This is a genomic window from Mycobacterium conspicuum (genome assembly GCF_010730195.1).
Lineage (GTDB): Bacteria > Actinomycetota > Actinomycetes > Mycobacteriales > Mycobacteriaceae > Mycobacterium > Mycobacterium conspicuum.
Window position 1 is genome coordinate 4027113 of the sequence record NZ_AP022613.1, and the last position, 23483, is coordinate 4050595.

General features: G+C 67.4%; 14 protein-coding genes. 4 read left to right on the forward strand and 10 right to left on the reverse strand.

The window, feature by feature from the left end; translation table 11 throughout:
• Positions 1 to 9 precede the first annotated feature (9 nt).
• On the reverse strand, positions 10 to 9261 hold the full coding sequence (locus G6N66_RS18500; RefSeq protein ID WP_085233118.1) for a type I polyketide synthase: 9252 nt from the start codon (positions 9259 to 9261) through the stop codon (positions 10 to 12).
• Positions 9262 to 9764: 503 nt separating this feature from the next.
• Positions 9765 to 10487 (reverse strand): DUF1906 domain-containing protein, encoded by a 723-nt coding sequence (locus G6N66_RS18505; protein WP_139825232.1) that lies wholly within the window; start codon positions 10485 to 10487, stop codon positions 9765 to 9767.
• A 186-nt stretch (positions 10488 to 10673) separates the two neighbouring features.
• Between G6N66_RS18505 and G6N66_RS18510 the strand changes: the two genes are divergently transcribed.
• Entirely contained in the window at positions 10674 to 11828 is a 1155-nt protein-coding gene (locus tag G6N66_RS18510; RefSeq protein ID WP_085233120.1) for an aromatic ring-hydroxylating oxygenase subunit alpha, read from the forward strand.
• Here the strand turns inward: G6N66_RS18510 and G6N66_RS18515 are convergent.
• Positions 11782 to 13149 carry a lipocalin-like domain-containing protein gene (locus G6N66_RS18515; protein ID WP_085233121.1) on the reverse strand — a complete coding sequence of 456 codons (1368 nt, stop codon included), beginning with the start codon at positions 13147 to 13149 and terminating at the stop codon, positions 11782 to 11784. The two genes, G6N66_RS18510 and G6N66_RS18515, sit on opposite strands and share 47 nt — an antisense overlap.
• A gap of 152 nt (positions 13150 to 13301) precedes the next feature.
• Between G6N66_RS18515 and G6N66_RS18520 the strand changes: the two genes are divergently transcribed.
• Entirely contained in the window at positions 13302 to 14768 is a 1467-nt protein-coding gene (locus tag G6N66_RS18520) for an aldehyde dehydrogenase (protein ID WP_085233122.1), read from the forward strand.
• A gap of 13 nt (positions 14769 to 14781) precedes the next feature.
• On the forward strand, positions 14782 to 15174 hold the full coding sequence (locus G6N66_RS18525) for a hypothetical protein (protein WP_085233123.1): 393 nt from the start codon (positions 14782 to 14784) through the stop codon (positions 15172 to 15174).
• Here the strand turns inward: G6N66_RS18525 and G6N66_RS18530 are convergent.
• The 5 genes from G6N66_RS18530 to G6N66_RS18550 all read right to left on the reverse strand — a co-directional run bounded on the left by G6N66_RS18530 (position 15171) and on the right by G6N66_RS18550 (position 19436).
• Entirely contained in the window at positions 15171 to 15611 is a 441-nt protein-coding gene (locus G6N66_RS18530) for a MaoC family dehydratase (protein WP_085233124.1), read from the reverse strand. The genes G6N66_RS18525 and G6N66_RS18530 overlap by 4 nt on opposite strands.
• Entirely contained in the window at positions 15608 to 16087 is a 480-nt protein-coding gene (locus tag G6N66_RS18535) for an FAS1-like dehydratase domain-containing protein (RefSeq protein WP_276012651.1), read from the reverse strand. Before G6N66_RS18535 ends, G6N66_RS18530 begins: the two co-directional genes overlap by 4 nt.
• Positions 16088 to 16157: 70 nt before the next feature.
• Positions 16158 to 16586 (reverse strand): nuclear transport factor 2 family protein, encoded by a 429-nt coding sequence (locus tag G6N66_RS18540; protein ID WP_085233126.1) that lies wholly within the window; start codon positions 16584 to 16586, stop codon positions 16158 to 16160.
• 116 nt (positions 16587 to 16702) lie between these two features.
• On the reverse strand, positions 16703 to 18292 hold the full coding sequence (locus tag G6N66_RS18545; protein WP_085233127.1) for an AMP-binding protein: 1590 nt from the start codon (positions 18290 to 18292) through the stop codon (positions 16703 to 16705).
• Positions 18293 to 18311: 19 nt separating this feature from the next.
• Positions 18312 to 19436 carry an aromatic ring-hydroxylating oxygenase subunit alpha gene (locus G6N66_RS18550; RefSeq protein ID WP_085233330.1) on the reverse strand — a complete coding sequence of 375 codons (1125 nt, stop codon included), beginning with the start codon at positions 19434 to 19436 and terminating at the stop codon, positions 18312 to 18314.
• Positions 19437 to 19590: 154 nt separating this feature from the next.
• Here G6N66_RS18550 and G6N66_RS18555 point away from each other — a divergent pair, with 154 nt between their 5' ends.
• The gene (locus tag G6N66_RS18555) at positions 19591 to 20844 is read left to right on the forward strand and encodes a cytochrome P450 (RefSeq protein ID WP_085233128.1); all 1254 of its coding nucleotides are present in this window, start codon (positions 19591 to 19593) and stop codon (positions 20842 to 20844) included.
• Positions 20845 to 20849: 5 nt separating this feature from the next.
• Here G6N66_RS18555 and G6N66_RS18560 read toward each other — a convergent pair whose 3' ends face one another.
• Together G6N66_RS18560 and G6N66_RS18565 are read right to left on the reverse strand one after the other, a co-directional pair.
• Positions 20850 to 21041 carry a ferredoxin gene (locus G6N66_RS18560; RefSeq protein WP_085233129.1) on the reverse strand — a complete coding sequence of 64 codons (192 nt, stop codon included), beginning with the start codon at positions 21039 to 21041 and terminating at the stop codon, positions 20850 to 20852.
• 14 nt (positions 21042 to 21055) lie between these two features.
• Positions 21056 to 23452 (reverse strand): CaiB/BaiF CoA-transferase family protein, encoded by a 2397-nt coding sequence (locus G6N66_RS18565; protein WP_085233130.1) that lies wholly within the window; start codon positions 23450 to 23452, stop codon positions 21056 to 21058.
• Between the last annotated feature and the right edge of the window lie 31 nt (positions 23453 to 23483).

Genomic DNA, 23483 nt, shown 5'->3' on the forward strand with positions numbered 1-23483 from the left:
TGGCCAAAGTCATCCGGCAGAGACCTGGTAGGCGTCACCGTCACCGAGCCGAGCGGCCGGATCCAGCAGCATCGCCGATTCCTGCCGCTTCTCCGGCGCGTCGTGATCGAAGCGACGGTCGGCCGGCCGCTCGTACATCGGCGGCCCGCCGGCGATGGCCGAGGCGAGCCGGCGCTGGCCGGCCAGCAGGCGGGCGTCAGCGCGCCGCTGGTAGTCCGCGCGCTGCTGCGGATCCAGCGCCGCGATGAACGCCTGCGGGTGTACCAGGGCGACCAGACCGGACACGTGGCCGAACCCGAGACTGGTCAGCATCCCGGCCTTGAGCGGGAACTTCCCACCGAGCCGCAGCGTGTCGCGGACCCACACAAAGTGGGCCGAGCCGGCCAGTTCGTCGTCGACACAATCCAGGCTGCGGTTGGGCGGGATGACCCCGTCGCGCAGCATCTGGCACAACCCCATCATCTGGAAGACTGCGGCGCCGCCCTTGGCGTGACCGGTGAGGCTCTTCTGCGACACCACGAACAGCGGGGCACCCTCGGAGCGACCCAGCGAGTCGGCCAGCCGCTCGTGCAGCTCGGTCTCGTTGGTGTCGTTGGCCAGCGTCGAGGTGTCGTGCTTGGAGATCACCGCGATGTCGTCGGCACCCACCCCCAGCTTGGCCAGCGCCCGCGCCAGCGGCGAGCCCTTGCCGCCGCGCCCGGCGCCCAGCGCGCCCAGGCCCGGGGCCGGGATCGAGGTGTGCACGCCGTCGCCGAAGGACTGCGCGAAGGCCACCACCGCGAGCACCGGCAGACCCATCTTGAGCGCCAGGTCGCCGCGCGCCAGCAGGATGGTGCCGCCACCTTGGGCCTCGACGAAGCCCAGTCGGCGTCGGTCGTTGGCGCGGGAGAACTTCGAGTCGTGGATGCCGCGGCCGCGCATCATCTCGGTGTCGGCGGTGGCCGCCATGTCGCCGAACCCGATGACGCCCTCCAGGGTCAGGTCATCGATGCCGCCGGCCACCACCAGCTCGGCCTTGCCCAGCCGGATCTTGTCGACGCCCTCCTCGACCGACACCGCGGCCGTCGCGCACGCGGCGACCGGGTGGATCATCGAGCCGTAGCTGCCGATGTAGGACTGAACCACGTGTGCGGCAACGATATTCGGCAGGACTTCCTGGAAGATGTCGTTTGGCTTGTTACGGCCCAACAGGTTTCCGTGGTACATCGTCTGCATTGATGTCCCGCCGCCCATGCCGGTGCCCATGGTGTTGGCCACCAGGCTCGGGTGCACGTAGCGCATCACCTCGGCGGGGCTGAAGCCGGCGGTCAAGAACGCGTCGACGGTGGCGATGATGTTCCACACCGCCAACCGGTCGATGGAGCTGAGCATGTCCTGGCTGATGCCCCACACCGTCGGGTCGAACCCGGTCGGGACCTGGCCGCCGACCACACGCGACAGTTTGCTCTTCCGCGGGACCCGAATCTCGGTGCCCGCCTTGCGAATAACCTGCCAGTCGCTCGAGTCGGGAACCGGACGGATCGCCGTGTGCTCGGGATCGAACTCGACGAAGGCGCGAGCATCGGCTTCCGAGGACACCACGAAGGTGAAGTCCTTGTCCAGGAACACCGACACCAGCAACGGCGAAGCGTGGTCGCCGTCGATCGAGCCGTCGTCAACGAATTCGCGGATGCCGCAACGCTCCACCACCGCGTCGTGGTAGCGCTCGACCAGTTCGGACTCGTCGACCAGCTCGCCGGATTGGGTGTCATACCAACCCGGTTGCGGGTCGTCCTCCCAGCGGATCAGCCCGGTGGTCCAGGCCAGCTCCAACACGCCGGCCGCCGACAGTTCGTTGTCGACCTCCATCTCAAAGCGCGTGCGCGACGAGCCGTACGGGCCGATCTCGGCGCCACCGACGATCACCACCAAATCGGCCGGGTCGACGTCCAGATCAGCCCACTCCGGCGGCGGTGCCGGCGTGTATCCGCGCGGCGGCGACGGCAGCGCGGAGATGATTCCCTCGGTCGGGCCATCCTCGTCGGCGGCGGGATCCGAAGCCGACATGTCCTCGCGGGCTTTGGCGGCCAGCTCGGCCATGTCGAGGTTGGCGTCGCCGAGCCCACCGGTGAGGTCCGCCTTGATCGGCGCGAGCGCCGCGGCCACCCTGGACTCCACGTCGCACAGGTCCAGCAGCATGGCTGCCATCTCGTCGGTGGAGTAGGTGGTGACGCCGGCCTCTTCCACGGCGGACACGATGGCGTCGTTGTGGCCCATCAATCCGGTGCCGCGGGTCCAACCGATCAGCGCGTGCGCCAGGCTGACCCGGGCCGCCCAGGACGGCTCGGCGTGCCAGCGGCTCACCACGGCGTCCAGCGCCGACTTGGCTTCGCCGTAAGCGCCGTCGCCGCCGAACATTCCGCGGTTGGGCGAGCCGGGCAGCACCACGTGCACCCGCGACGCGATGTCGCGTTCGGCACCGATCGTCGACAGGCCGCCGATCAGCCGCTGCACGGCCCACAACAGCACCTTCATCTCCATCTCGGCGCGCGAACCCGCCTCCGACAGATCGCCGACGACGCGCGGCGCCGCGAACGGGAACAGCAACGTCGGGGTCTGCGCGTCCTTGATGTGAATCGACTGCGGCCCAAGGCTTTCGCTCTGCTCGTTACCGATCCACTCGACCAGAGCGTCGATGTCGGAGTAGGACGCCATGTTGGCCGCCACCACCCACAGCGCGGCGCCATACCGGGCGTGGTCGCGATACAGCGAGCGGTAGAACTCCAGTCGCTCGCCGTCAAGCTTGGACGTCGTGGCGATGACCGTTGCGCCACCGTCGAGCAGTCGGGCAACGACCGACGCCGCGATCGAGCCCTTCGAGGCGCCGGTCACGACCGCGACTTCACTCTGGTAAGGACCGGGGTCCGGGTTCTCGGCGCCCGCCGCGATCCGGCCGTACAGCGACGCGTGGATCTGACGCCCCGCCGCCAACGCCTTGCCCTGCCACCAGGTCGCCTGGGTCGCAACGACGTGACCGGCGCCCTCGAACCGTTCCGACAGGCGCACCCAGTCGCCGTCGATGTCGCCCTCGTCGGTCAGCCACAGCTTGACCAGGTCCTCGCGGGCGCTGGCCCAACGGTCGTCGAAGACGACGGCCTTCCTGGCGTCGAACACCGGTGCCACCAAACGTGGCCAGTCCGCGCCCAATTCGGCGGTGACCAGGTCGATGAGCTCGGCATCGCTGGCCGCAGGGGACGCGGCCACCGGGTCGTCCAGCCCCAGCTGACCCAGCACCAGCCGGGCCGCCGAAGCGAGCACACCGTCGCGCCCGGTGATCTGATCGGTGAACTCGCTCAGCGCGGCCGCGTCCACGGTCGCGCCGCCGCCACCGCCGGCGGACGGCAGGGCCACCGAAATGCCGTGGCGCGCAGCCACCGCGGCGACAGCGGCATCGATCACCTTGTCGACCGAGGCGGCGTCGGCGAGCGCGCCCTCGTGCAGGTGTCCCATGGCGCCGCCGCGCACGCTGGTGCCCTCGCGGGTGCCCAGCGCGACCTCGACGGTGACGTGCTTGGCCCAACCCTCACCCAGCTCCCAGGTCTTGGTGACCCGCTCGGTGATGGCGCCGGGCCGCTTGCCCGAGGGCCCGAAAACGGTCCGCAACTGATCGTTGATCGCGTCGGAAAGCACTGGGCCGTAAGGCTTGTAGGTGCGCGCCAGCTTGGTTACCTGCGCGCGCAGCCCGGCCAGGTCGGCCTCGGCGGCACCGTCGATGGCGCCCAGGTTCAGCTCGGAGCCCAGGTCCACCAGCAGCTGGTTGCGTCGTGACGACGCACCGTCGGTGATGGACTCGATGGAATCGAGCTTCTCGATCTGGTCGATGCGCATCTTGGCCGACAACGCGATGAGCGCCAGGGTGGCGTCTGCGGCGTCGAACGCGAGGTCGTCGGGGCGGGGGGCACCGGACGGGGCCCCGGCGGGCACGGGAGCGGGGGCCGCCGGTGCGGCCTCCACGCCCTCGACCGCGGGTGCCTCGGCAACCTCAACCTCCTCCTCGGGCTCCGGCTCGGGGTCGGTGTCGGTGGCGAACAGCACCGCGGCGTCGCGCTCGGCATTGAGCACTTCCACTGTGCTGTGGGCATATTCGGGCAACTTCAGCGTGTTGGTGGCCAGGCCGGCCACGGTTGGCGATGTCTTCACGCCGATCTCGACGAACCGTTCCACGCCGAGGCCGCCCGCGGCCTCCTCGGTGAACAGCAGGTCCTGGGTTTCGATCCAGCGCACCGGGCTGGCGAACTGCCAGGCCAACAGCTCAATGAAGACCGTGCGCACCATCTCCCGCGGGCGCTCGCGACGCCAGGTGTCGTAGTCGGCGAGGATCTCGTCGAGCGGTTCGGCGGGCACCAAGTCGCGGATCTCCTGGATGAAGTCGCGGTCCATGGAGAACGGACGCGGCACCAGGTTGGGAATGTAGCGGCCGACGATCAGGTCGGGATCCTTGTCGCGCGGCACCAGCCGCTCCAACGACCGGCGGAACTCGGCGACACCGACCCGCAACACCCGCGAGTGGAACGGCACGTCGATGCCCGGCACCAGAATGAAGGACCGCTTGCCACCGCTGATCTCGCGGCGCCGCTCCACCTCGGCCTCGAGTTCCTCCAGACCACGCACCGTGCCGGCGATCGCGTACTGCGAGCCGCGCAGGTTGAAATTGACGATCTCCAGGAATTCCCCTGTGCGCTCGGCGATCTCGGCCACAAAGGCGGTTACTTCGTCGTCGGGCAGGTCGATCTGCGACGGCCGGATCGCGGCCAACCGGTAGTTCGAGCGGCCCAACTCGTCGCGCGGCACGATGTCGTGCATCTTCGACCCGCGGTGGAACACCGCCTCCAGCAGCGCCTCGAGTTCGAAGATGCCGGTGACGCACGCCAGGGCGGTGTACTCGCCGACCGAGTGGCCGCAGGCGATGGAGCCTTCGACGAAGGCGCCCTGCTCACGCATCTCGGCAACCTGGGCCGCCGCCACGGTCGCCATCGCCACCTGGGTGAACTGCGTCAAAAACAGCACGCCCTCGGGGTGGTGATAGTGCACACCGCTGGCGATGATGCTGGTCGGGTTGTCGCGCACCACGTGCAGCACCGAGAAGCCCAGCGTGTCACGGGTGAACTTGTCGGCGCGGTCCCAGACCTTGCGGGCCGCCTTGGAGCGGGCTCGGACGTCCATGCCCATTCCCTTGTGCTGGATGCCCTGGCCGGGGAAGGCGTAGACCGTCTTGGGGGAATCGAGCCGCGCGGTCGCCGACATCACCAGATCCGAACCGATGCGCGCGGCTACCTCCAAAACCTCTGCGCCCAAATCGATTCCGACGCGTTCGACGCGGATGTCCACCTCGTCGCCGGGACGCACCATGCCCAGGAACCGCGCCGTCCAGCCGATCAGCCGGGCTGGCGGCCGAGCCTGACCGTCGGTGGCCATGACCGCGTGCTGCGCGGCGGCCGACAGCCACATGCCGTGCACGATCGGCGATTCGAGACCGGCCAGCAGCGCCGCCGCCCGGTCGGTGTGGATGGGGTTGTGGTCACCGGACACCACGGCGAACGGGCGCATGTCGACCGGCGCGGTCAGCGTGACGTCGCGGCGACGACGGCGCGGTGTGTCCGTTGCGTTTTCCGACACGGCGCCGCCGGCCCGCGGGGGGTCGGTGAGCTCCGCCGCACCGGTGCGGCCGAGGATGGCGAACCGCTCGTCGAAGTGAGCTATCGCGGCACCGTCGGGCCCGGTGACCGTCACGTACACCGGCACCACGCGGCCCATGTCGGTGTCGGTCGCCTCCGAAGCCGTTGCGGTGATGCGCAATTGGGCCGGGACGACCGGCAGCTTGCCGACCATCCGGGCCGCGTGATCCAGGTGCACCAGGCTCAGCAGGCCCTCGATGACCGGGACGCCGGCGTGGGTGACCGCCGATCCGATCGCGGCGAAAACCGCGGGCCAGCAGGGACCGACGAGCGCGTCGGGCACCGTGGTCAGGCTGGGCGCCAGCGGCTCGCCGAAGGTGGCCGTGACTCCCGTGTGGTCGGCGACCCGCTCGGGGTCCCAGTCCACGGTCACGGTCGCAGACCCGTCCTGAACCGCGGGTAGCTGTTCGCCTTTGCCCTCGCAGCCGGCGGCGATCGCCAGCACCGCGCGCATGGCGGTGGCGGCGTCCTCGGCCGAAACTACCGGGGCGCCACCGTCAACGGTGTTGGCGGTCAGCGTGAAGGGAATCTCGACCCAGGTGCCCGACACCGGAACGCTGAGCACCACCCGGTCGTCGGCACTCACCTGCAGTCGGGCGCCCGTGGAAGAGTGTGTGGCGCGCCGACTTTCGGGTCCGTCATGCACCTGCCAGTCGGTCGGCTCGGCGATCCGGTGCACCGGGTTGGTCGCGGTGCGGCCGGCCCAGACCACGTCGGGCGCGTCGAGCACCACGGCCAGCGGTCCGGTCACGTCGGGGCGACCCCGCCGGCGCGAGGTGACCTCGCGCGGCTCGGCTCCCGATGACGCCAGCACCTCGAGTGCTTCGTCGATGGCGGCCTGCTCGAAGCGGTCCAGCAGCTCGCCGACCGGCTCGTCCATCCGGGTGATGCCGGCGACCGCGGCGGTGCCAGGAATGATGCACACCTGGTCGGCGTCGTAGCGGGCGTCGTGCGCCTGCCACAGCGAGTCGCTGCGCCACCAGCGCCGCACGTCCTTGTCGATTACCGGGACGAAGTTCACCGGCTTGCCCAGGGTTTTGCACAGCGTGACGAAGAAGGGCACGTCGGCCGGATGCAGTTGCACGGTCTCGGCGTCGGGGTAGGTGTCCAGCAGCGTGCGGATCGCAGCCTCGGGATTCTCCAGCAGCCCCGAGTCGTCGAACAGCGTCGCGATGGGTCCGAAATCCTGTGGGTGCAAACGGGCTTCGGTGCGCTTCAGCATCTCTTGGAAGCGGTCGCGCCAGGTGTCGGCCAGCCATGGGCTGCCGGGAGACGCGGTGTCGGCGGTCGAGTTGCCCTCGCCGATCGCCAGCTCGACATAGCGCCGCAGCCACTGCAGGTACGTCATCTCGCCGACGTCGCCGAAATACGGCTTGGCCGTGTTGGCCATCGCGGCGATGATCTCGTCGCGGCGCTCGGCGACCGCCTCGGCATCGCCGGCGACCTCGTCGAGCAGCCGGCCGCAGCGCGACGCGGCGTTGTCGATCTCGTGAATGTCCGCACCCAGCTGGCTGCGGCTGGAAGCCATGCCGCCCTGGGCTTTTCCGGCGCTGATCCATTGGTCGGTGCCCTTGGTCTCGACCAGCATCCGCTTGACCGACGGCGACGTGGTGGACTCCAGCGTGGCCATCGCGGCGGTGCCGACCAGGATGCCGTCGATCGGCATCGACGGGAAGCCGTACGCCTGCGCCCAGCGCCCCGACAAATACTCGGCGGCGCGCTCCGGGGTGCCGATGCCGCCGCCGACGCACACGGTGATGTTGGGCCGCGACCGCAGCTCCGAGTAGGTGGCCAGCAGCAGGTCGTCGAGGTCCTCCCACGAATGGTGGCCGCCGGCGCGCCCGCCCTCGATGTGCATGATCACCGGCTTGGTGGGCACCTCGGTGGCGATGCGGATCACCGAGCGGATCTGCTCGATGGTTCCCGGCTTGAACACCACATGGCTGATGCCGACGTCGTTGAGCTCGCTGATGAGCTCGACCGCATCCTCGAGGTCGGGGATGCCGGCACTGACCACCAGGCCGTCGATCGCCGCGCCCGACTGGCGCGCCTTTTGCACCAGCCGCTTGCCGCCGACCTGCAGCTTCCACAGGTAGGGGTCCAAGAACAGCGCGTTGAACTGGTAGGTGCGGCCCTCGTCGAGCAGCCCGGCCAGCTGCTGTACCCGGTCGGTGAAGATCTCCTCGGTGACCTGCCCGCCGCCGGCCAGCTCGGCCCAGTGCCCGGCGTTGGCGGCCGCGGCGACGATCTTGGCGTCGACGGTGGTGGGGGTCATGCCCGCCAGCAGGATCGGCGACCGCCCGGTCAGCCGGGTGAACTTGGTGGACAGCTTGAGCCTGCCGTCGGGCAGGCGGACCACGGTCGGGGCATAGCTCGACCAGGCGCGTGCCACCTCCGGGGTGGCGCCGACGGTGAACAGGTTGCGTTGTCCGCCGCGGGTCGCGGCCGGCACGATGCCCACCCCGAGGCCGCGGATCACGGGCGCGGTCAGCCGGGTCAGGATGTCGCCGGGCCCCAGGTCGAGAATCCAGCGGGTGCCGGCCTCGTGCACCCGGGTGATGTCCTCCACCCAATCGACGCCGTCGACCAGGATGGCCTCGGTCAGCTGTCGGGCCAGGGCGACGTCGAGGCCCACCTTCTCGGCCCAGCCGCCGACGATATCGATCCCGTCGGCCAGCCGCGGCGTGTGGAAGCCGACCTCGACCCGGACCGGATCGAAAACCGGGGCGAAGACGTCGCCGCCGCGGATCTTGTTCTTGCGGTCGGCCTCTTCCTTCTCCGAGATTTGCCGGCAATACAGCTCGAAGCGGGACAACTGCTCCGGGGTGCCGGTGATGACCACCGAACGCCGGCCGTTGCGGATGGACAACACCGGCGGCAGCACGGTTCGGACATCCTGGGCGAACTCGTCGAGCAGCCGACGGATCCGCTCCGGGTCGGCGTTGGTCACCGACACCATCGGCGGGCGGTCGCCGAGCACCGAGATGCCGCGCCGGCGCGCCACCAGCGTTCCGGCCGCACCGATCAACTGGGCGAGGGCCAGCAGCTCGACGTCGCGCGCGCCGCCGGCTTTGAACGCCTCGACGGCAAGCACGCCCTGCGAATGCCCGACGACGGCGACGGGCGGCGTGGCCACCCAGTCCATGCCCTGACGCGCCAAGGCCCGGCCGGCGGCGATCTGAGTGAGCAGCACGCCGGGGATCGACACGGCGGCCGAGGTCAGGTGCTTGTCCGACGGGACCGGGTCCTCGGCCGCCAGCGCGCGCACCCAGCGCAGCGGCTCGAAGCCGATCGGACGCACCACGACCAGTTCTTTCGCGACGGGTTCCAGCAGCAGGTCCACCTCGCCGGCCAGCGCCGCCAACTCCGCCTCGATCCCGGCCGAGGACACCAACTCCTCGAGGGTCTCCAGCCACGCGCTGCCCTGGCCGCCGAACGCCACGGCGTAGGGCTCTCCGGCCGTCAGACGGTCGACCAGAGCGTGGGAGCTGTGCGGGCCCGTGCCGTCCCGGTCGGCGGACACCCGGTCGTGCTCGTGGATCGTCACGTTTCGTATCTCCTGTATGCGTCTTTTCGTATCGGTTCGTTCGCCCGTCTGGATCGCCGCGTGGCGGCCCCAGTTGGTTCGGGGTCGATTCCGCGTTGAATCGCAGCCGAAAAATCGCCTGACCGGTGTGTTGTCGGCGGGCCGCCGCGTGGGTCGAGCGGCGCGGCGCACTGCATCGGCTCCACTAAGAGTGTCATAAGGATCAAGGCCCTTTTTGGCTGGTGAGTGGTTACTGGTGAGTTCTACGCGTGGGTAACCGTGTCCTGGATAACACCCGGCCCAGCCGCGGCCATCAGCCCCGCCAACAAACGTCCTGCATGTGAGTGGTTACGGTCGAGTAGCCATAACTGCGCAGATCAAAGCAGTTTTGTTATCAAATCGTTATGTAAAAATTTCGTGCTCCGACGGGCGCGCGACGCGGCTCTTCCCGGCGCTACTCGACGGCGGCGGCCGTCAGCCGCGCGGGATTAAGAGCGAACAAGTGTTTGCTGGAGTGCCGCGCTCTAGACCCACTGCCCAAATTGGGGGCGCAGGATTTCATTGATGTCCACACCGATCCCGCCGACGCTGCGCTTGTCGATCTCGACTTGATGCAGATGAGCGGCCGGATGGGTGAACCCTTTGGGCGAGCCCCAGTTGTGCTGCCAGAAATAGGACCCCAGGCCGTCGTGCAGCGCCCAGTCGATCGTCTTCGAGTTGGCGTAAACGCCCGTGCGCTGATGTCCGATCACCGACTCCCAGGACCGCAGATACGGGACGATCTGGTTTTTGTATTGCTCATAGGAGGGGTCGTCGTCGATTGACACGTAGATCGGGGCCGCGGCCGGCCCCCCGGCCGCGGCATGCAACTCCGCGCCGCGCTTGGCGTGCTGCAATCCCGCGGCCGCGCCGCCCAGCCAGTCCGAGCTGCTGCCCTTGCCGAATTGATAGTTCGACACGATCTTGAGCCCGTTGCTGGTCAAGTCGCGCGCCTCGGTGATCTGGATCGGCTTGCCCAGCATCCAGTTCCCGCCGGGCCGCCGATCGGAGACGTAGCGGATTGCCCCGACGGCGCCCGCAGCCCTGATCTCCTGGGCAGGGATGACCCCGGCCGCGTAATCCAGCAGGGTGCCCAGCGAGGCCGCCGATACCGGCGCGGCGCGCAACGATGCCGCCGCGACACCCAGACCTAACAGGGCTGGGGTCGCGGCCGCGAATTTGAGCACATCACGCCGCGTGACTGGCACTGCCACAGGGTACGACACCGACACCATCCGACACACCAATCTCATCAGTCACATGTGCATCACAGTGGCGCAAAGTCCCTCCGCCGAGCGTGAACTCACGGCGAGATCTGGGCTCATTGGCGCCCTCCCGTCACGTTCGGCGTCGGGGGTTAGGGTTGAGAGGCATTTCGACTGCAGGGGGACGCGATGGACCGTGAGCAGCTCATCGACCTGACCCGGCGCGCGCTGAAACTGGCCCGCGACAACACCACCGACCTCGCACCCGCGCAGCACGCCGTCGACGCGCGCGAGTACACCTCAGTCGAGCGACACGATCGTGACCGGGCCATGCTGATGGCCAGCCCGCAATTGGTCGGCTATGTGTCCGAACTTCCCGAACCCGGCGCGTTCTGCACCAAGACGGTCATGGGGCGATCGATCCTGATGACCAGAACCCCTAGCGGCTCGGTCAAGGCATTCGACAATGTCTGCCTGCACCGCCAGTCACAGGTGGCGACGGGCTGCGGCACGGCGAAACGGTTCACCTGCCCCTATCACTCCTGGACCTACGACAACACCGGACGATTGGTTTCCGTGCCCGGCCGCGAGGGCTTCCCCGACGTGGCACCCAAGTCCGACGGTCTGACCGAGCTGCCGGCCAGCGAGTTCGCCGGGTTCCTCTGGGTGGCCCTGGATCCCGGCGCCACCCTGGACGTCGCCGCCCACCTGGGGCCGCTGGCCGACGAGCTTGACTCGTGGGGCATCGGCCGATGGTCACCACTGGGCGAGAAGGTGCTCGACTCCCCCATCAACTGGAAGCTAGCCGTCGACACCTTCGCGGAGAATTACCATTTCGCCACCGTGCATCGGCAGACCTTCGCCACCATCGCCCGCAGCAATTGCACGGTCTTCGATGCCTACGGCCCGCACCACCGGCTGATCTTTCCGCTCAACACGATCCTCGAGCTGGAGAACACTCCCGAAGAACAGTGGGATCCGTTCCACAACATGGTGGTGATCTACGCGCTGTTCCCCAACATCGTGCTCTCGGTGACGATCGCCAACGGCGAACTGTTCCGCATCTACCCCGCAGACCGACCGGGTCGATCCATTACCGTTCACCAGAACTCGACACCGCTGGACCTCTCCGACGACTCCGTTGCCGCGGGCGCGCAAGCCGTCTTCGACTACGCCCACGCCACCGTGCGCGACGAGGACTACCGCCTAGTCGCAGGGCTGCAGGCCAACCTCGAGTCGGGCGCCCGAGATCAACTCGTGTTCGGGCGCAACGAACCGGGGCTTCAGCATCGCCACATCACCTGGGAGCAGGCTCTGCCTCGTCTTGCGACAACACCCCGATAAGATCATCGAGAAGCGTTGCAAGCATGCCGTTTTGGCCTGGCCGAACCTTTGTCAGCAAATCGCGTGCCTCGGCGCGACGGCCCGCAGCCAGCAGCGGCGCCAGCTGATCCGCCGCAGCCTGCAGATCCGGATCGGCCGGTGGGACGGTTGCGGGATCGGCGAGGGTCGTGGCCAGCACCTCGACCAGCTCCCAATCCCGGTACAGCGCGAGCGAGCGTTCGTTGAACGCGAAGGCGGTCACCGGTTCGCCCCGCAGAGTGCCACGGTAGCGATAGGGGCCTTCCATGTATTCGATCGGCAGGCCGTGCGCGGGAGCCGCCACCAGCGGCTCCCCGACGATGTCCAATTGCAGTGTGTCGCAGGTGATCCGGTGGCGGTCGGGCATGTACCGGGCCATCGCGAGTGGGCGCACCAAGGGCCTGATTGAGTTCGGCCACTTCACGTAGCTGCTGACCGTGACTTCGACGTCCTCGGCGCACTCCGGCGCTCTGCCCGGGTCCGGGTAGCTCACGGTGACACCGGTAAACGGCTGCAGCGCATTGCCATTCGTGCGGTCGAACTGACGCCAGATGCTCATGTCGATGCCGTTGTCGAAATTGATGGTGCGCCATTCGTGCGAGCGGGCCCGCGGGTCTCCCCCGGTTCCGCCGCCGCCGGCATATTTCGGAAACCATTGCCGGTCGATGTGTCCGGCGCTGCCGCTGACCTCTTCGACCACGTCACCCCAGCGCAGGGTTCCGCTCATCGCCATTCCGGTCTGGAAGTAGGAGTACGTGTCGGGCTGGCCGAAACACGCCATCTTGCCGTTGTAGGCCGACGCGCCCACCGGTGTCGGTGCGCGCGTTGGCGTTACGGCCAAATCCAGTTGCATCAGTCGACCGGAATGGTCCTCGCCGACGAGGTGGACGGCGTAGGTGTAGGGGCGCAGTTCCCCGTCGGCGTCGCGGCAGGCGACCCAGGAAGCGGTACCGGCGCCGCTTTGGTAACTGATGTCCAGGTACCCGGTGGCCATGGTCAGCTTGCGCTGCGCACCCGGCTTCATGTTGGCCGGCGGCATGTCGTAGTCGGTATAGGTGCCATAGTCGCCGGTGTCCAGGTCGAAGAGCGCCAAGGTATAGAAGTCGGCGACGACGGTTCCGCCGGGCTGGTTCTTGTTGAAGATCGTCAGGAAGGCAAAGGAGCGGCCGCCCGCGGTCGCGTCGAGTTGCCCCGCGATAAACCAGGTGTCGGACTCCTGGTCGGGGTGTTCGCCTTCGGCGGCGGGAAACTCGAGCTGGGCATCGCCGGGCACGAGTTGGAAAGGGTAAGCGCGCCAATTCATGTCAGGCCTTGTCTGTTGGCGCGAGCAGACGCAAAAAGCCCCGACACGCCGGGCGTGCGGGGGCTTTTGCGTCTGCTCGCCAATGGTCCAGCGTCCTTTTTTGCTATGTTAGCAGCAATAGTAAAGTTACGGTCCCGGAAGGTACCCGCCCGATGACAGCGAATCCCGGCCACCGCCGCTATGACGAACTGTTCATCGGAGGTCATTGGCGCAAGCCGGCCAACCCGCAACGGCTCGAGGTGATTTCCCCGCACTCCGAAGAGCCCATCGGCCACGCGCAGGTGGCCGGTCCCGAGGATGTCGATGCGGCCGTCGCCGCCGCGCGGCAGGCCTTCGACCACGGCCCGTGGCCGCGGATGCAACCCCACGAGCGGATGGCCAAGATCGAGGAGCTGGCCGCGATCTACGCCGGCCACATCGACGAAATGGCCGACCTGATCACCGCGGAAATGGGTTCTCCGCGCAGCTTCAGCAGGCTGGGTCAGGCGGCCGGTGCGGCCTCGATGATGCACCTGACGCTGGCGGCCGCCCGCGAGTTTCCGTGGGTGGAACGTCGCCAGGGTGTCCTCGGCCAGGCGCACCTGCGTCGGGCACCGGTGGGCGTGGTCGGCGCGATCGTGCCGTGGAACGTGCCGCAGAACCTGATCATGCCCAAACTGATTCCCGCACTGATCGCCGGTTGCCCCGTCATCGTCAAGCCGGCACCCGAAACACCGCTGGACGCTTTGTGGTTGGCCGAGATGATCGAGCAGGTCGGCCTGCCCGACGGGGTGGTGTCGGTGCTGCCCGGCGGGCCGGACGTCGGCGAGGCGCTGGTGCGCCATCGCGATGTGGACAAGATCGCCTTCACCGGATCCAGTGCGGCCGGGCGCCGCATCGCCGCCCTGTGCGGAGAGCAACTCAAGCGGGTGAGCCTGGAGCTAGGCGGCAAGTCGGCGGCGATCATTCTCGACGATGCCGACATCGGCAAGACCGTGGCCGGGTTGAAGATGGCCAGCCTGATGAACAACGGCCAGGCCTGCGTCGCGCAGACCCGCATCCTGGTCAGCGAACGCCGCCACGACGAGCTCGTCGACGCGCTGGCCGAGATGATGGCGGGCTTGCGCGTCGGCGACCCCGACGACGAGGCAACCGACATCGGACCCCTTGTCGCGCAACGGCAACAACGTCGGGTCCAGGACTTCATCCGTTCGGGCCAGCAGGAAGGCGCCCACGTCGTGCTCGGTGGTCCGGACAGTCCGGCCGAACGTGGGTGGTATGTGCGCCCGACGCTGTTCGCCGACGCCACCAATGACATGCGGATCGCGCGCGAGGAAATCTTCGGCCCGGTGTTGACCGTGCTGCGCTACACCGACGAGGACGACGCGGTGGCGATCGCCAACGACAGCGACTACGGCCTGGCCGGTTCGGTCTGGACGGCCGACACGGCCCGCGGTCTCGAGATCGCCGCCGGTGTACGCACCGGAACCTACGGCATCAACATGTACATGCTCGACATCAGCAGTCCGTTCGGCGGCTTCAAGCAATCGGGCATCGGACGCGAGTTCGGGCCCGAGGGTCTCGACGAGTATGTCGAGCTGCAGTCGGTGGTGTGCGCCGGGAAGCTGCCACCGCTCTAGATATCCTCCTTCAATGCAGTGGAAGAAGGCCGCCGTCGCCGCAGCGGCCATAGTGCTCACCGGTTGCGGCGGCTCAGGCAACAAGGCGGCGGTCACCGTGACGTCCACGCTCGAAGTCACGAAAACGGTGACGGTGACCGGCCCACCGCCACCGAATGTCCCCAAAACCATCATGGAAACCGATGGCACGTATCGGGTCGGCATCGATATCCTGCCCGGCACCTATCACTCCGCCGGCCCCAGGCCCGGCGGAGAATCCGATTGCTACTGGGCGAGGCTGCACAGCCTCAATTCGACCGACATCATTACCAACGACATCAGCACCGGCCCCCAGTCGGTAAAGGTCCTGCCCGGTGACACAGCGTTTCTGACGCACAGCTGCCAGACCTGGCAGAAGACGGATTAACCCGGCAGCTGCAGCGTGAGCTCGACCGGGCAGCATAGCTGGCCGTGCTGGTTGGTCACTTCGATCTGAAGGTCGACGAGGTAGCCCGGCGGTTCGACCGAGGTGTCACACCGCTTGGCCACCGCCCGCCCCCGGCCGACCATGGTGTCGCCGGCATAGACCGAGCCGGCCAGTCGCAGCGAACGGCGCACCACGCGACTGCCCGGGCCGGCCCACTCGGTCGCCACGCGGTCGGCGAATCCCGCAAGGTGCATGGTGTTGACGTAAATCGTTGGGTTGCCCTGACTTTGGGCATAGACCGGGTCGAAATGGCCGGGAAAATAGTCCCACGTTGCTCCGGCGTTCTCCACGACACGTTGGTAGGTGATCTCGTCGACGACTTCCGGCAGCTCGACCGGAACCTCGATTTCGTTCCAGTCCACATCCGCACCGGTCATAACGCTGTCGCAGGAGTGAAGCGGAACAACGTGTTTCGATTCCGGGCGACCACCGTGCCGTCCTGGCGGCGAAAGGTCTCCAGCGTCTGCACGAAGTGACCGACACCCAGGCGGGTCGTCTTCTCGGGCGACACCGACACCAGTTCCTCGACCACGGTAAGTAGATCGCCCTCGACGATCGGTTCGAGAAACTCGACATCGTTGGCCGCGTTGATGAATGTGGTGCCGGGCAACGGTATTCGCAATACCAGGCCCGCGGGCCGCGCGCTGGCCTGGTGCGGCGGCTGCCAGGGCGGAGGTATCAGCCATCCCATCAACAGAGCCGGCGGGGCCAGCAGGCCACCCCATCGCTGCCGGGCGTATTCGGCGTCCCAGTACGAACGATTGCCGTCGTGGACCATCGCGGCGAACAACTGGATGCGCGCGCGACTGACGGCCGCCGGCGCGGTTCGCGGTTCGCTTGTCGCGCCAACCATCCGCAGCGCATCTTCGTAGGTACCGAAAGCCAACTCGTAGCTCAGGTCCTGCTCCACGTATCGCTACCGCCTACATGACGAGCGGGTGCCGGCTGGGCATGGCATCCCACGCGAGTTCGCGAGACGTGTAATACCAGCCGCCGCGCTCGTAAATCAGCTCGTCGCGGAACGTCCCGGTGGCCCGCAGTGCGACGTCACCGAACATCGAGGCATACAGCACGGCGACACAGCGCTGCCGGGCGTGCACGCCGTCGACCTCAATCTCGTGGTCGACGCAGACCAGACGCTGGTTGTCGCCGCCGTCGAACGCCACCCGCAGGTCGGTGAACACGTCGTGGTCGCGGATGAAGGTGGCCCCGGAGTGGCGGAATGTGGCGATCCAGGCATCGCGGTCGCCGTCGGAGTAGGCGCGGTTGTGCCGAGCGTTCAGATTCAGGATCGCGTCCCGGCCCGTCGCGGCGGCGAGCATCTGTTGCTCCTGATAGCTCAAGTTGGTCATGTGTGCACTTCAGCCTCTCTGGACAAGGACGGGGAAAACGCGAGGACAAGGGGATGAGCGGACGCTTTACGTAACAATAACTTAACTTAACGACTCCTACGTAACATCGGCGTAACTTAGCGGCGAACGATGTAGCCATGTCGTTCGCGATCCCACGCCGTCGGACTCAGGCCGCGCGAGCGCAAGAGGTCTTTGCGGATCCGCCCGATCACGTTCTTCGGCAGTTCGTCGAGGATCTCGACGAACCGGGGCACGCAAAAGTACGGCATGCGGGCGGCGCAGAAGTCGAGCAGCTCCGCGTAATCCAGCGTGGCCCCGGCACGCAGCGTGACGAGCAGCAAGATGTCGTCCTCACCCAGCTCGCTGGGCACACCGACGGCCGCGGCCTCCTGCACCGCGGGGTGGCGCATTACCACCGTCTCCACTTCCACCGACGACACGTTTTCGCCGCGCCGGCGCAGCGCGTCCTTGATCCGATCGACGTAGGTCAAGTTGTGGTCGCCGTCGAGCCTGCCCAAGTCCCCGGTGCGAAACCACTCCTGGTGCGGCTGCACCCGTGCATCCTGACCCACATAGCCCTCACTCATCGCGTGCGGGTATCTGGGCCGGCAGGCGATCTCGCCGACGGCTCCTGGCGGCAACGGATTGCCCTCGGCGTCGACGATGCGCACATCGAAATTCGGGTTGGGCCGGCCGGACGTTCCGGGCACGCCCTCGTCTGCCACCCCTTTGACGGCGATCGGAAAGGCCTCCGTCATCCCGTACATGGTGACAATCTTGCAGCCGTAACGCTTTTCGATCTCGCGATAGGCGTTCGCCTCGATGGGCGCCGCGGAGATGAAGCGCAACGGCAGCTGGGCGTCGCGCGGATCCGGGGGCAGGTTCTGCAACATCGACACCATCGCGCCGGCGCCCGCGAAGCCGATGGCGCCGCGGGCCCGCACGTCGTCCCACACCTCGCCGGGATGAAACGCGCCGGCGAGCGCGGTCGTGCCGCCGACCAGCATCGGGGCCAGCACGCTCGGCGCCGCGCTGAGATGGAACAGCGGCATCGCGGTCCACAACACTTCGCCTGGGCCGAACTGCCAGGCCGAGGCGACCGTCGCGGCGACCGAGAACAGGTAGTGCCAGCTGGTGGCCACCGCCTTCGACGGTCCGGTGGTGCCCGACGTGAAGAACAGGCATCCCACCTCCTCGGGAGCCACGGGACCGTCGGCGGAGTCGGCCGGGCCAGCCGGGCGCATCAGCGCCTCGGTGAGCGAATCACCTTGCACCACAACATCGGTCACGGTTTCCAGCTGGCCGGCAATGTCATCGACGCGTGGCCGCCGCTCGGCGTCGGTGAAGACCACCTTGGCCCGCGACAACCGCAGCGTGTGCAGCAGGAAGTCGCCCTTGTTCGCCGCGTTCACCGCCGCGCTCACCGCGCCGATGCGCGCCGCGCCCAGCCAGAAGTACACCCATTCCGGGCAGGTGGCGCTGAACAGCGCCACACAGTCACCGCGCCCAATACCCAAGTCGGCCAAGAGGTTCGCGGCCGCGCGGGATCGCTGGCGCATCTGTTCGAAGGTCACCTCGACACCGGCGATCGCCATCATCACCCGGTCGGGGTACTGCTCGGCCCGGCGATCCAGCACGGCGGGCACGGTGAAACGGTCGACGTCGAAATCGGACGGGCCGAGGGGTCCGCTCCGGTCAGCGCACATCAGGCGTCGGCGGATTTAGTCAGGCGCCCGCAGCGGCCGGATCCGGCTCACCCTCGGCGGTGTAGCCGAAGTCGGTGGCCGACGGCTCGCTTCCCGGGTAGAAGCGGTGAGCCCATCGGCGCAGGGCGGCGTAATCGCGTGCCTCTTCGGGCGCCAGGTTCGGCTTCTCCAGGTATTTCATGTTCTCCCAGGTGAAGAAGTCCTGTTTGATGACCTCTTGCTGCAGCGCCAGGAATTTGGCGGCGCGGCCGGTGGGCACGTCGCCGTCATCGCCAGGCTCACGGACCGACGCCTGGGTGTAGAAGTAGTCGGTGTAGTCCTCGTCGACCGGCGTTTGCCCGGTGACCTCGATGGTGGCCACCAAGTCTGCGGGGAAACGGACGATGCCCAGCCCCAGTGAGTAGTTGTCGTAGATGATCTTGGCGTCAACGGGTCCGTTCGGGGTCAACCACGTCGACCCGCGCCCACCGCCGAAATGCGCGCTGACCGTGGCGTGCAGGTGGTAGCCGGACACCTCGAATGACGTGGTGTTGGCGGGGTTGGCGGCCTTGTGCACGTACTGGACGTGGTACGGGTCGGCGGCGTTCTCGATGATCATCTGCGCGTGCACCTTGACCCGGTTGAGCATCCGGCTGTGCGGGTGCAGCGGGTAGTACTCGTTGGTTTCCAGCTCGGGCAGCACCGGCGGCTGCCAATACGGCGCCCGCCCGTGCCGCTCATGCCACACCACGATGAAGCCGTACCACTCCGCGGTCGGGTAGGTGCGGATGCGCACGTTGGTCTTGCATTTGATCTTGCTGTAGGGAATCTCGGCGTTGGTGCCGTCACCGCGCCACCGCCAGCCATGCCAGGGGCAGACGATGTTCTCGCCTTCCACTTCGCCGCCGACGCCCATGTTGGCGCCCAAGTGCTGGCAGTAGGCGTCCATCACGTGCACCTGGCCGGATTTGGTGCGGAATATCACCAGTTCCTCGCCGAAGTAGTGGGCGCGCTTCACGTCACCGGGGGCCAGGTCGGAGGCGAAGGCGACGATGAACCATCCCGTCGGGAACCGGTACTTCGACAGCGCGATGCCCGATCCGAACTCCTGGTCCGATGGATCCACGCTCGAATTCGAAGCCGAGTCCGAAACCGTATCTGTCACGAAGCACTCCGATTCCCACGCGGCCGAGCACAACTGGGCCGCCCTTCAACACGCCGCAGTTCGACGGCTAGGTCTATTTTTACTATCTTAAGCATTGAACGTCAACGCGCCGCCGACCGGCCGGTGAGTGACGTCCGGGCAGAGTGGAGTTGCAATGACGGCAGTCGCGGTGGATCTCTCCGATTCTTCGTTGTGGCGCAATGGTTTTCCCGACGAGCTGTTCGGCGAGTTGCGGCGCACCAGGCCACTTTTCCGCCATGAGCTGACCGCCGGCGTCCAGCAGCTCTTTTCCGGAACGCTGCAGCGTGACTTCTGGGTGACCACCAAGCACCGGCATGCCGTTCGCCTGCACCGCGACGTTGATTCCTTCACCGCGGTGGATGGCCCGCTCATCCAACCGGTCGGGATGTTCTCGTCGTATCCGACGATCATCAACATGGACCCACCGGGACTCAACAAGCGCCGCAAGCTCATTTCCAGCGCGTTCAACCCGCGCGCGATCGCCAAACTCGAGGCCGGCATCCGGGCGCGGGCGGCGCGAATGATCGACGACCTGTTGAGCAAGGGCGGTGGGGACTGGATCGCGGACGTCGCCGACGCGCTGCCCATGACGGTCATCGGCGACATCATCGGCATACCGGACGAAGACCGGCCGCGAATCTTCGATTCCCTCGACCGCATTCTGAAGGCCAATTCGCCCGGGGTGCGGCTGCGCCAGCAGGACTATGTCGAGCTTTACTCCACCATCTTCGGGTACGCGATGGAGCTCACCGCGGAAAAGCGGCGCAACCCCGCCGACGACATCTGGAGCACGTTGGCGACCGCGGTCATCACGGGCGACGACGGTGAGGAATTCAGCCTGCCCGCAAACGAACTCGAGTTCTTCTTCTTCGTGCTCACCTTCGCCGGCAGCGATACGACCAAGAACGCGTTGGCCATCGGGCTGCAGGCGTTCGCTGCGAATCCGGGGCAGATCGAACGGTATCGAGCCGAGGAAGCGCTGCGCGCCAGCGCCGTCGAGGAGGTGCTGCGCTGGGCGTCCCCGGTGGCGTACTGGACGCGCACCGCCAAGGTCGACGTCGAGATCGATGGCCAGCACATACCGCAAGGCGATCGGGTGGTGTCGATGCTGCGTTCGGCCAACCGGGACGAGGAGGTCTTCGAGTCGCCTTTCACCTTCGACATCGGGCGGCACCCCAACCCGCACGTGGCCTTCGGCGGCGGGGGCCCACACCACTGCTTAGGCGCGATGCTGGCGCGTGCCGAACTGCGCGCGGCGTTCGACGAACTGTTGTTGCGGTGCGACGACCTGCGCGTCGGCCCGGCCAAGGTGTCGTATCCGAACCTGACCACCAACATGTCGATCTATGACGAGATGGCGATATCGCTGACGGAACGGCGCGCCTGATCGCCTCAGTCGACCAGTCGCAGCGCGGCCTTGGGGCACTGATCCACCGCGGCACGAACGTCGATCTCGCGGTCGGGGGGTACCTCGCCCTCGGCGATCTGCACGACGTCGGCATCGCCGAGTTCGAAGATGTCCTGCGCGATCGATTCGCAGAAGCCGTTGGCCTCACACAAGTTTTCGTCGACGGTCACACGCATCAGCTGCTCCTTCTCTAGGCGCCTTTGGGTCGGGTCCCGATGACCCCGCTGGCCGCGAGGCGGGCCAGTTGTTCGTCTGTCAGCCCGCACCGATCGCGCAGCACCTCTTCATTGTGCTCGCCGAGGGTCGGCGGCGGCCGGTGCAGCCAGCGACGCTGGCCGGCCAGCTGGGCGAATGGCGGGCAGGGATACAGGCCGGCACCGGTTCTGCAGTGCTCGAGTTCCTCGAAGAACCCGCGATCGCGCAGCTGCGGATTCTCGGTCACCAGCGACGGCGAAACCACCGGCGCCGCCGGAATGCCCGCACCGGCCAACCGCTCCACCGCCGAATCCCTGGACTGCGCGGCAAACCAGTCCCGCAACCGCCGATCGATCTCGTCGGCCCGGTCGTCCCGCGCGGCCGCGTCGCGCAGGTCCGTCACGCCCTCGCACCACGCCGGCCGGCCCAACAGCTCGACCAGCGCGTCCCACTGCTGGTCGGTGCGCACCGTCACCGCGATCCACTCGTCGCCCGAACCGGCGCACCGGTAAAGGTTCTGAATGATGTGGCCGTGACCGCGATTGCCCCGCCGGCTCAGCGTGACTCCAAGGACCTCGGCTTCGATCGGCTGAATTGCGGTGACGTTCAACACCGTTTCGATCATCGGCAGCTCGACCTGCTGGCCCACGCCCGTGCGCTCGGCGAAGCTCAGCGCGGCCAGCACCGCGAACGCCGCATGGACACCGGCCAGCGGATCACAGGCTCCGCGCGGCGTCACCGGCGGATCGTCGGGCAACCCGGTCACCCAGGCCAGGCCCGCGATCTGTTCCATGGTGGGGGCAAATCCCACACGCTCGCGCCAGGGGCCATCGAGCCCGAACGCCGGCATCCGCGCGACCACCAGCTTGGGGTTGACCGCGAGCAGCACGTCGGCGGTGAGCCCGAAGTGGTCCATCACCCGTGGTGAGAAGTTCTCTATCACCACGTCGGCGCCAGCCACCAGCTGCAGGAAAAGGTCGCGGCCGTCGCTAGAGCCCAAATCAAGTGTGACCGAACGCTTGTTGGTGTTCATCGCGTGAAACACCCAGCCGTACTCCCACCAGTCGTCGACATCCTTGCGCATGCCGCCCGAGTAACGAATGCCGTCGGGCCGCTGGATGGATTCCACCTTGACAACGTCGGCACCGAACGCGGCCAACAGGTGGGTGGCGGCGGGGCCGGCCCAGAACGCGGTCAGATCCACGACACGAACGCCCTCGAGCGGCGGACGGTTGTCGTCCGTAGCACCTTCGGATTTTCTTTTGTGCCAGGGTGATTCGTCGTCGGAGCTGCCCAGGGCCGCGGTGGGCCGCACCGGCGCGGGCGCGCAGTGCGACATCAGCCAGGGCGGGCGGGGCTGATGAAAACCGTCGGGGTTGCGGACGAATACCCCGCGTTCGGTGCTGTATTCGATGTCGCGGATCGTGGCTCCGTTGCCCAGCGCCGCGATCGGCAACCGGAACAGCTGACCGAGCTCGACGATCTCCGCCACCGTTCGCTCGGCCATCCAGGGACCGATGTGTTCGCGGATAAGGTCGCGGTAGTCCCATCGGCCGATCTGAAATTTCAGCTGCTCGATCTCCTCGAGCTGCGGGCACTCGACCATCGCCACGAAGTCGAGCCACTGCTGACCGGTGACCATGGTGATCCCGACGAAGCCGTCCTTGGCGGGTTCGATCGAGGGCACTTCCAGGGTGCGGCGAATCGGCGGCACCCGCAGCAGCTGCGAGTGCAGCCATTCGCTGCTTTGCATCGCGGTGATCGCTTCGAGCATGGACAGATCCAGATGCTCACCCGGTCCGCCGTGCTCGACGCGGCGGCGCACGGCCAGCGCACCGAACGCGGCGAACACGCCACCCATGTACTCCCCCAAATCGCCACCGATCGCGATGGGCGGGCCGGCGGGGTCGCCACGAAACCCGGGCGAGCCCGCCCAGGCCTGCAGCGTGAATTCGCTGGCGGCGCGGTCGGCGTACGGCCCGCTCCAGCCGAAGTCGGAGATGGTCACCACGACCGCCTGCGGTGAATCTGCCAGCAGCCGCTGCGGATCGACGCCCAGCGCCGCCGCCCGCGCGCGGCCCGCGGTGACGACCACGACATCGGCTCCGGCCAGCAGGTCACGCAATCGCGCCGAATCATCGGACGGAAATGTCATGCTGCGCTTGCCCGCGTTGAGATAACTGAAAAATGGCGAGTTGGCACCCCGCGGCATCGGCGAACAGCTGGCCGAGTACCGGCGCAGCCAATCCCCTTGCGGTGGTTCGACTTTGCAGACATCCGCCCCGGCGTCGAGCAACAACTTCCCGCAGTAGCTGCCGGCTATCCGGTCACTGATCTCGACGACCCGCAACTCGTGCAGCGGTGTCGGGTGGCTGTCGGGCGCCGGGCTCACGATGTACTCACGTCTGCCTCACGTTGCAAGA

Excerpts from the sequence above, each read along its gene's own strand:
- G6N66_RS18510 (WP_085233120.1), top strand. The coding sequence starts at position 10,674 with ATGGACCGTGAGCAGCTCATCGACCTGACCCGGCGCGCGCTGAAACTG.
- G6N66_RS18515 (WP_085233121.1), bottom strand. The coding sequence starts at position 13,149 with ATGAATTGGCGCGCTTACCCTTTCCAACTCGTGCCCGGCGATGCCCAG.
- G6N66_RS18520 (WP_085233122.1), top strand. The coding sequence starts at position 13,302 with ATGACAGCGAATCCCGGCCACCGCCGCTATGACGAACTGTTCATCGGA.
- G6N66_RS18525 (WP_085233123.1), top strand. The coding sequence starts at position 14,782 with ATGCAGTGGAAGAAGGCCGCCGTCGCCGCAGCGGCCATAGTGCTCACC.
- G6N66_RS18530 (WP_085233124.1), bottom strand. The coding sequence starts at position 15,611 with ATGACCGGTGCGGATGTGGACTGGAACGAAATCGAGGTTCCGGTCGAG.
- G6N66_RS18535 (WP_276012651.1), bottom strand. The coding sequence starts at position 16,087 with ATGGTTGGCGCGACAAGCGAACCGCGAACCGCGCCGGCGGCCGTCAGT.
- G6N66_RS18540 (WP_085233126.1), bottom strand. The coding sequence starts at position 16,586 with ATGACCAACTTGAGCTATCAGGAGCAACAGATGCTCGCCGCCGCGACG.
- G6N66_RS18545 (WP_085233127.1), bottom strand. The coding sequence starts at position 18,292 with ATGTGCGCTGACCGGAGCGGACCCCTCGGCCCGTCCGATTTCGACGTC.
- G6N66_RS18555 (WP_085233128.1), top strand. The coding sequence starts at position 19,591 with ATGACGGCAGTCGCGGTGGATCTCTCCGATTCTTCGTTGTGGCGCAAT.
- G6N66_RS18560 (WP_085233129.1), bottom strand. The coding sequence starts at position 21,041 with ATGCGTGTGACCGTCGACGAAAACTTGTGTGAGGCCAACGGCTTCTGC.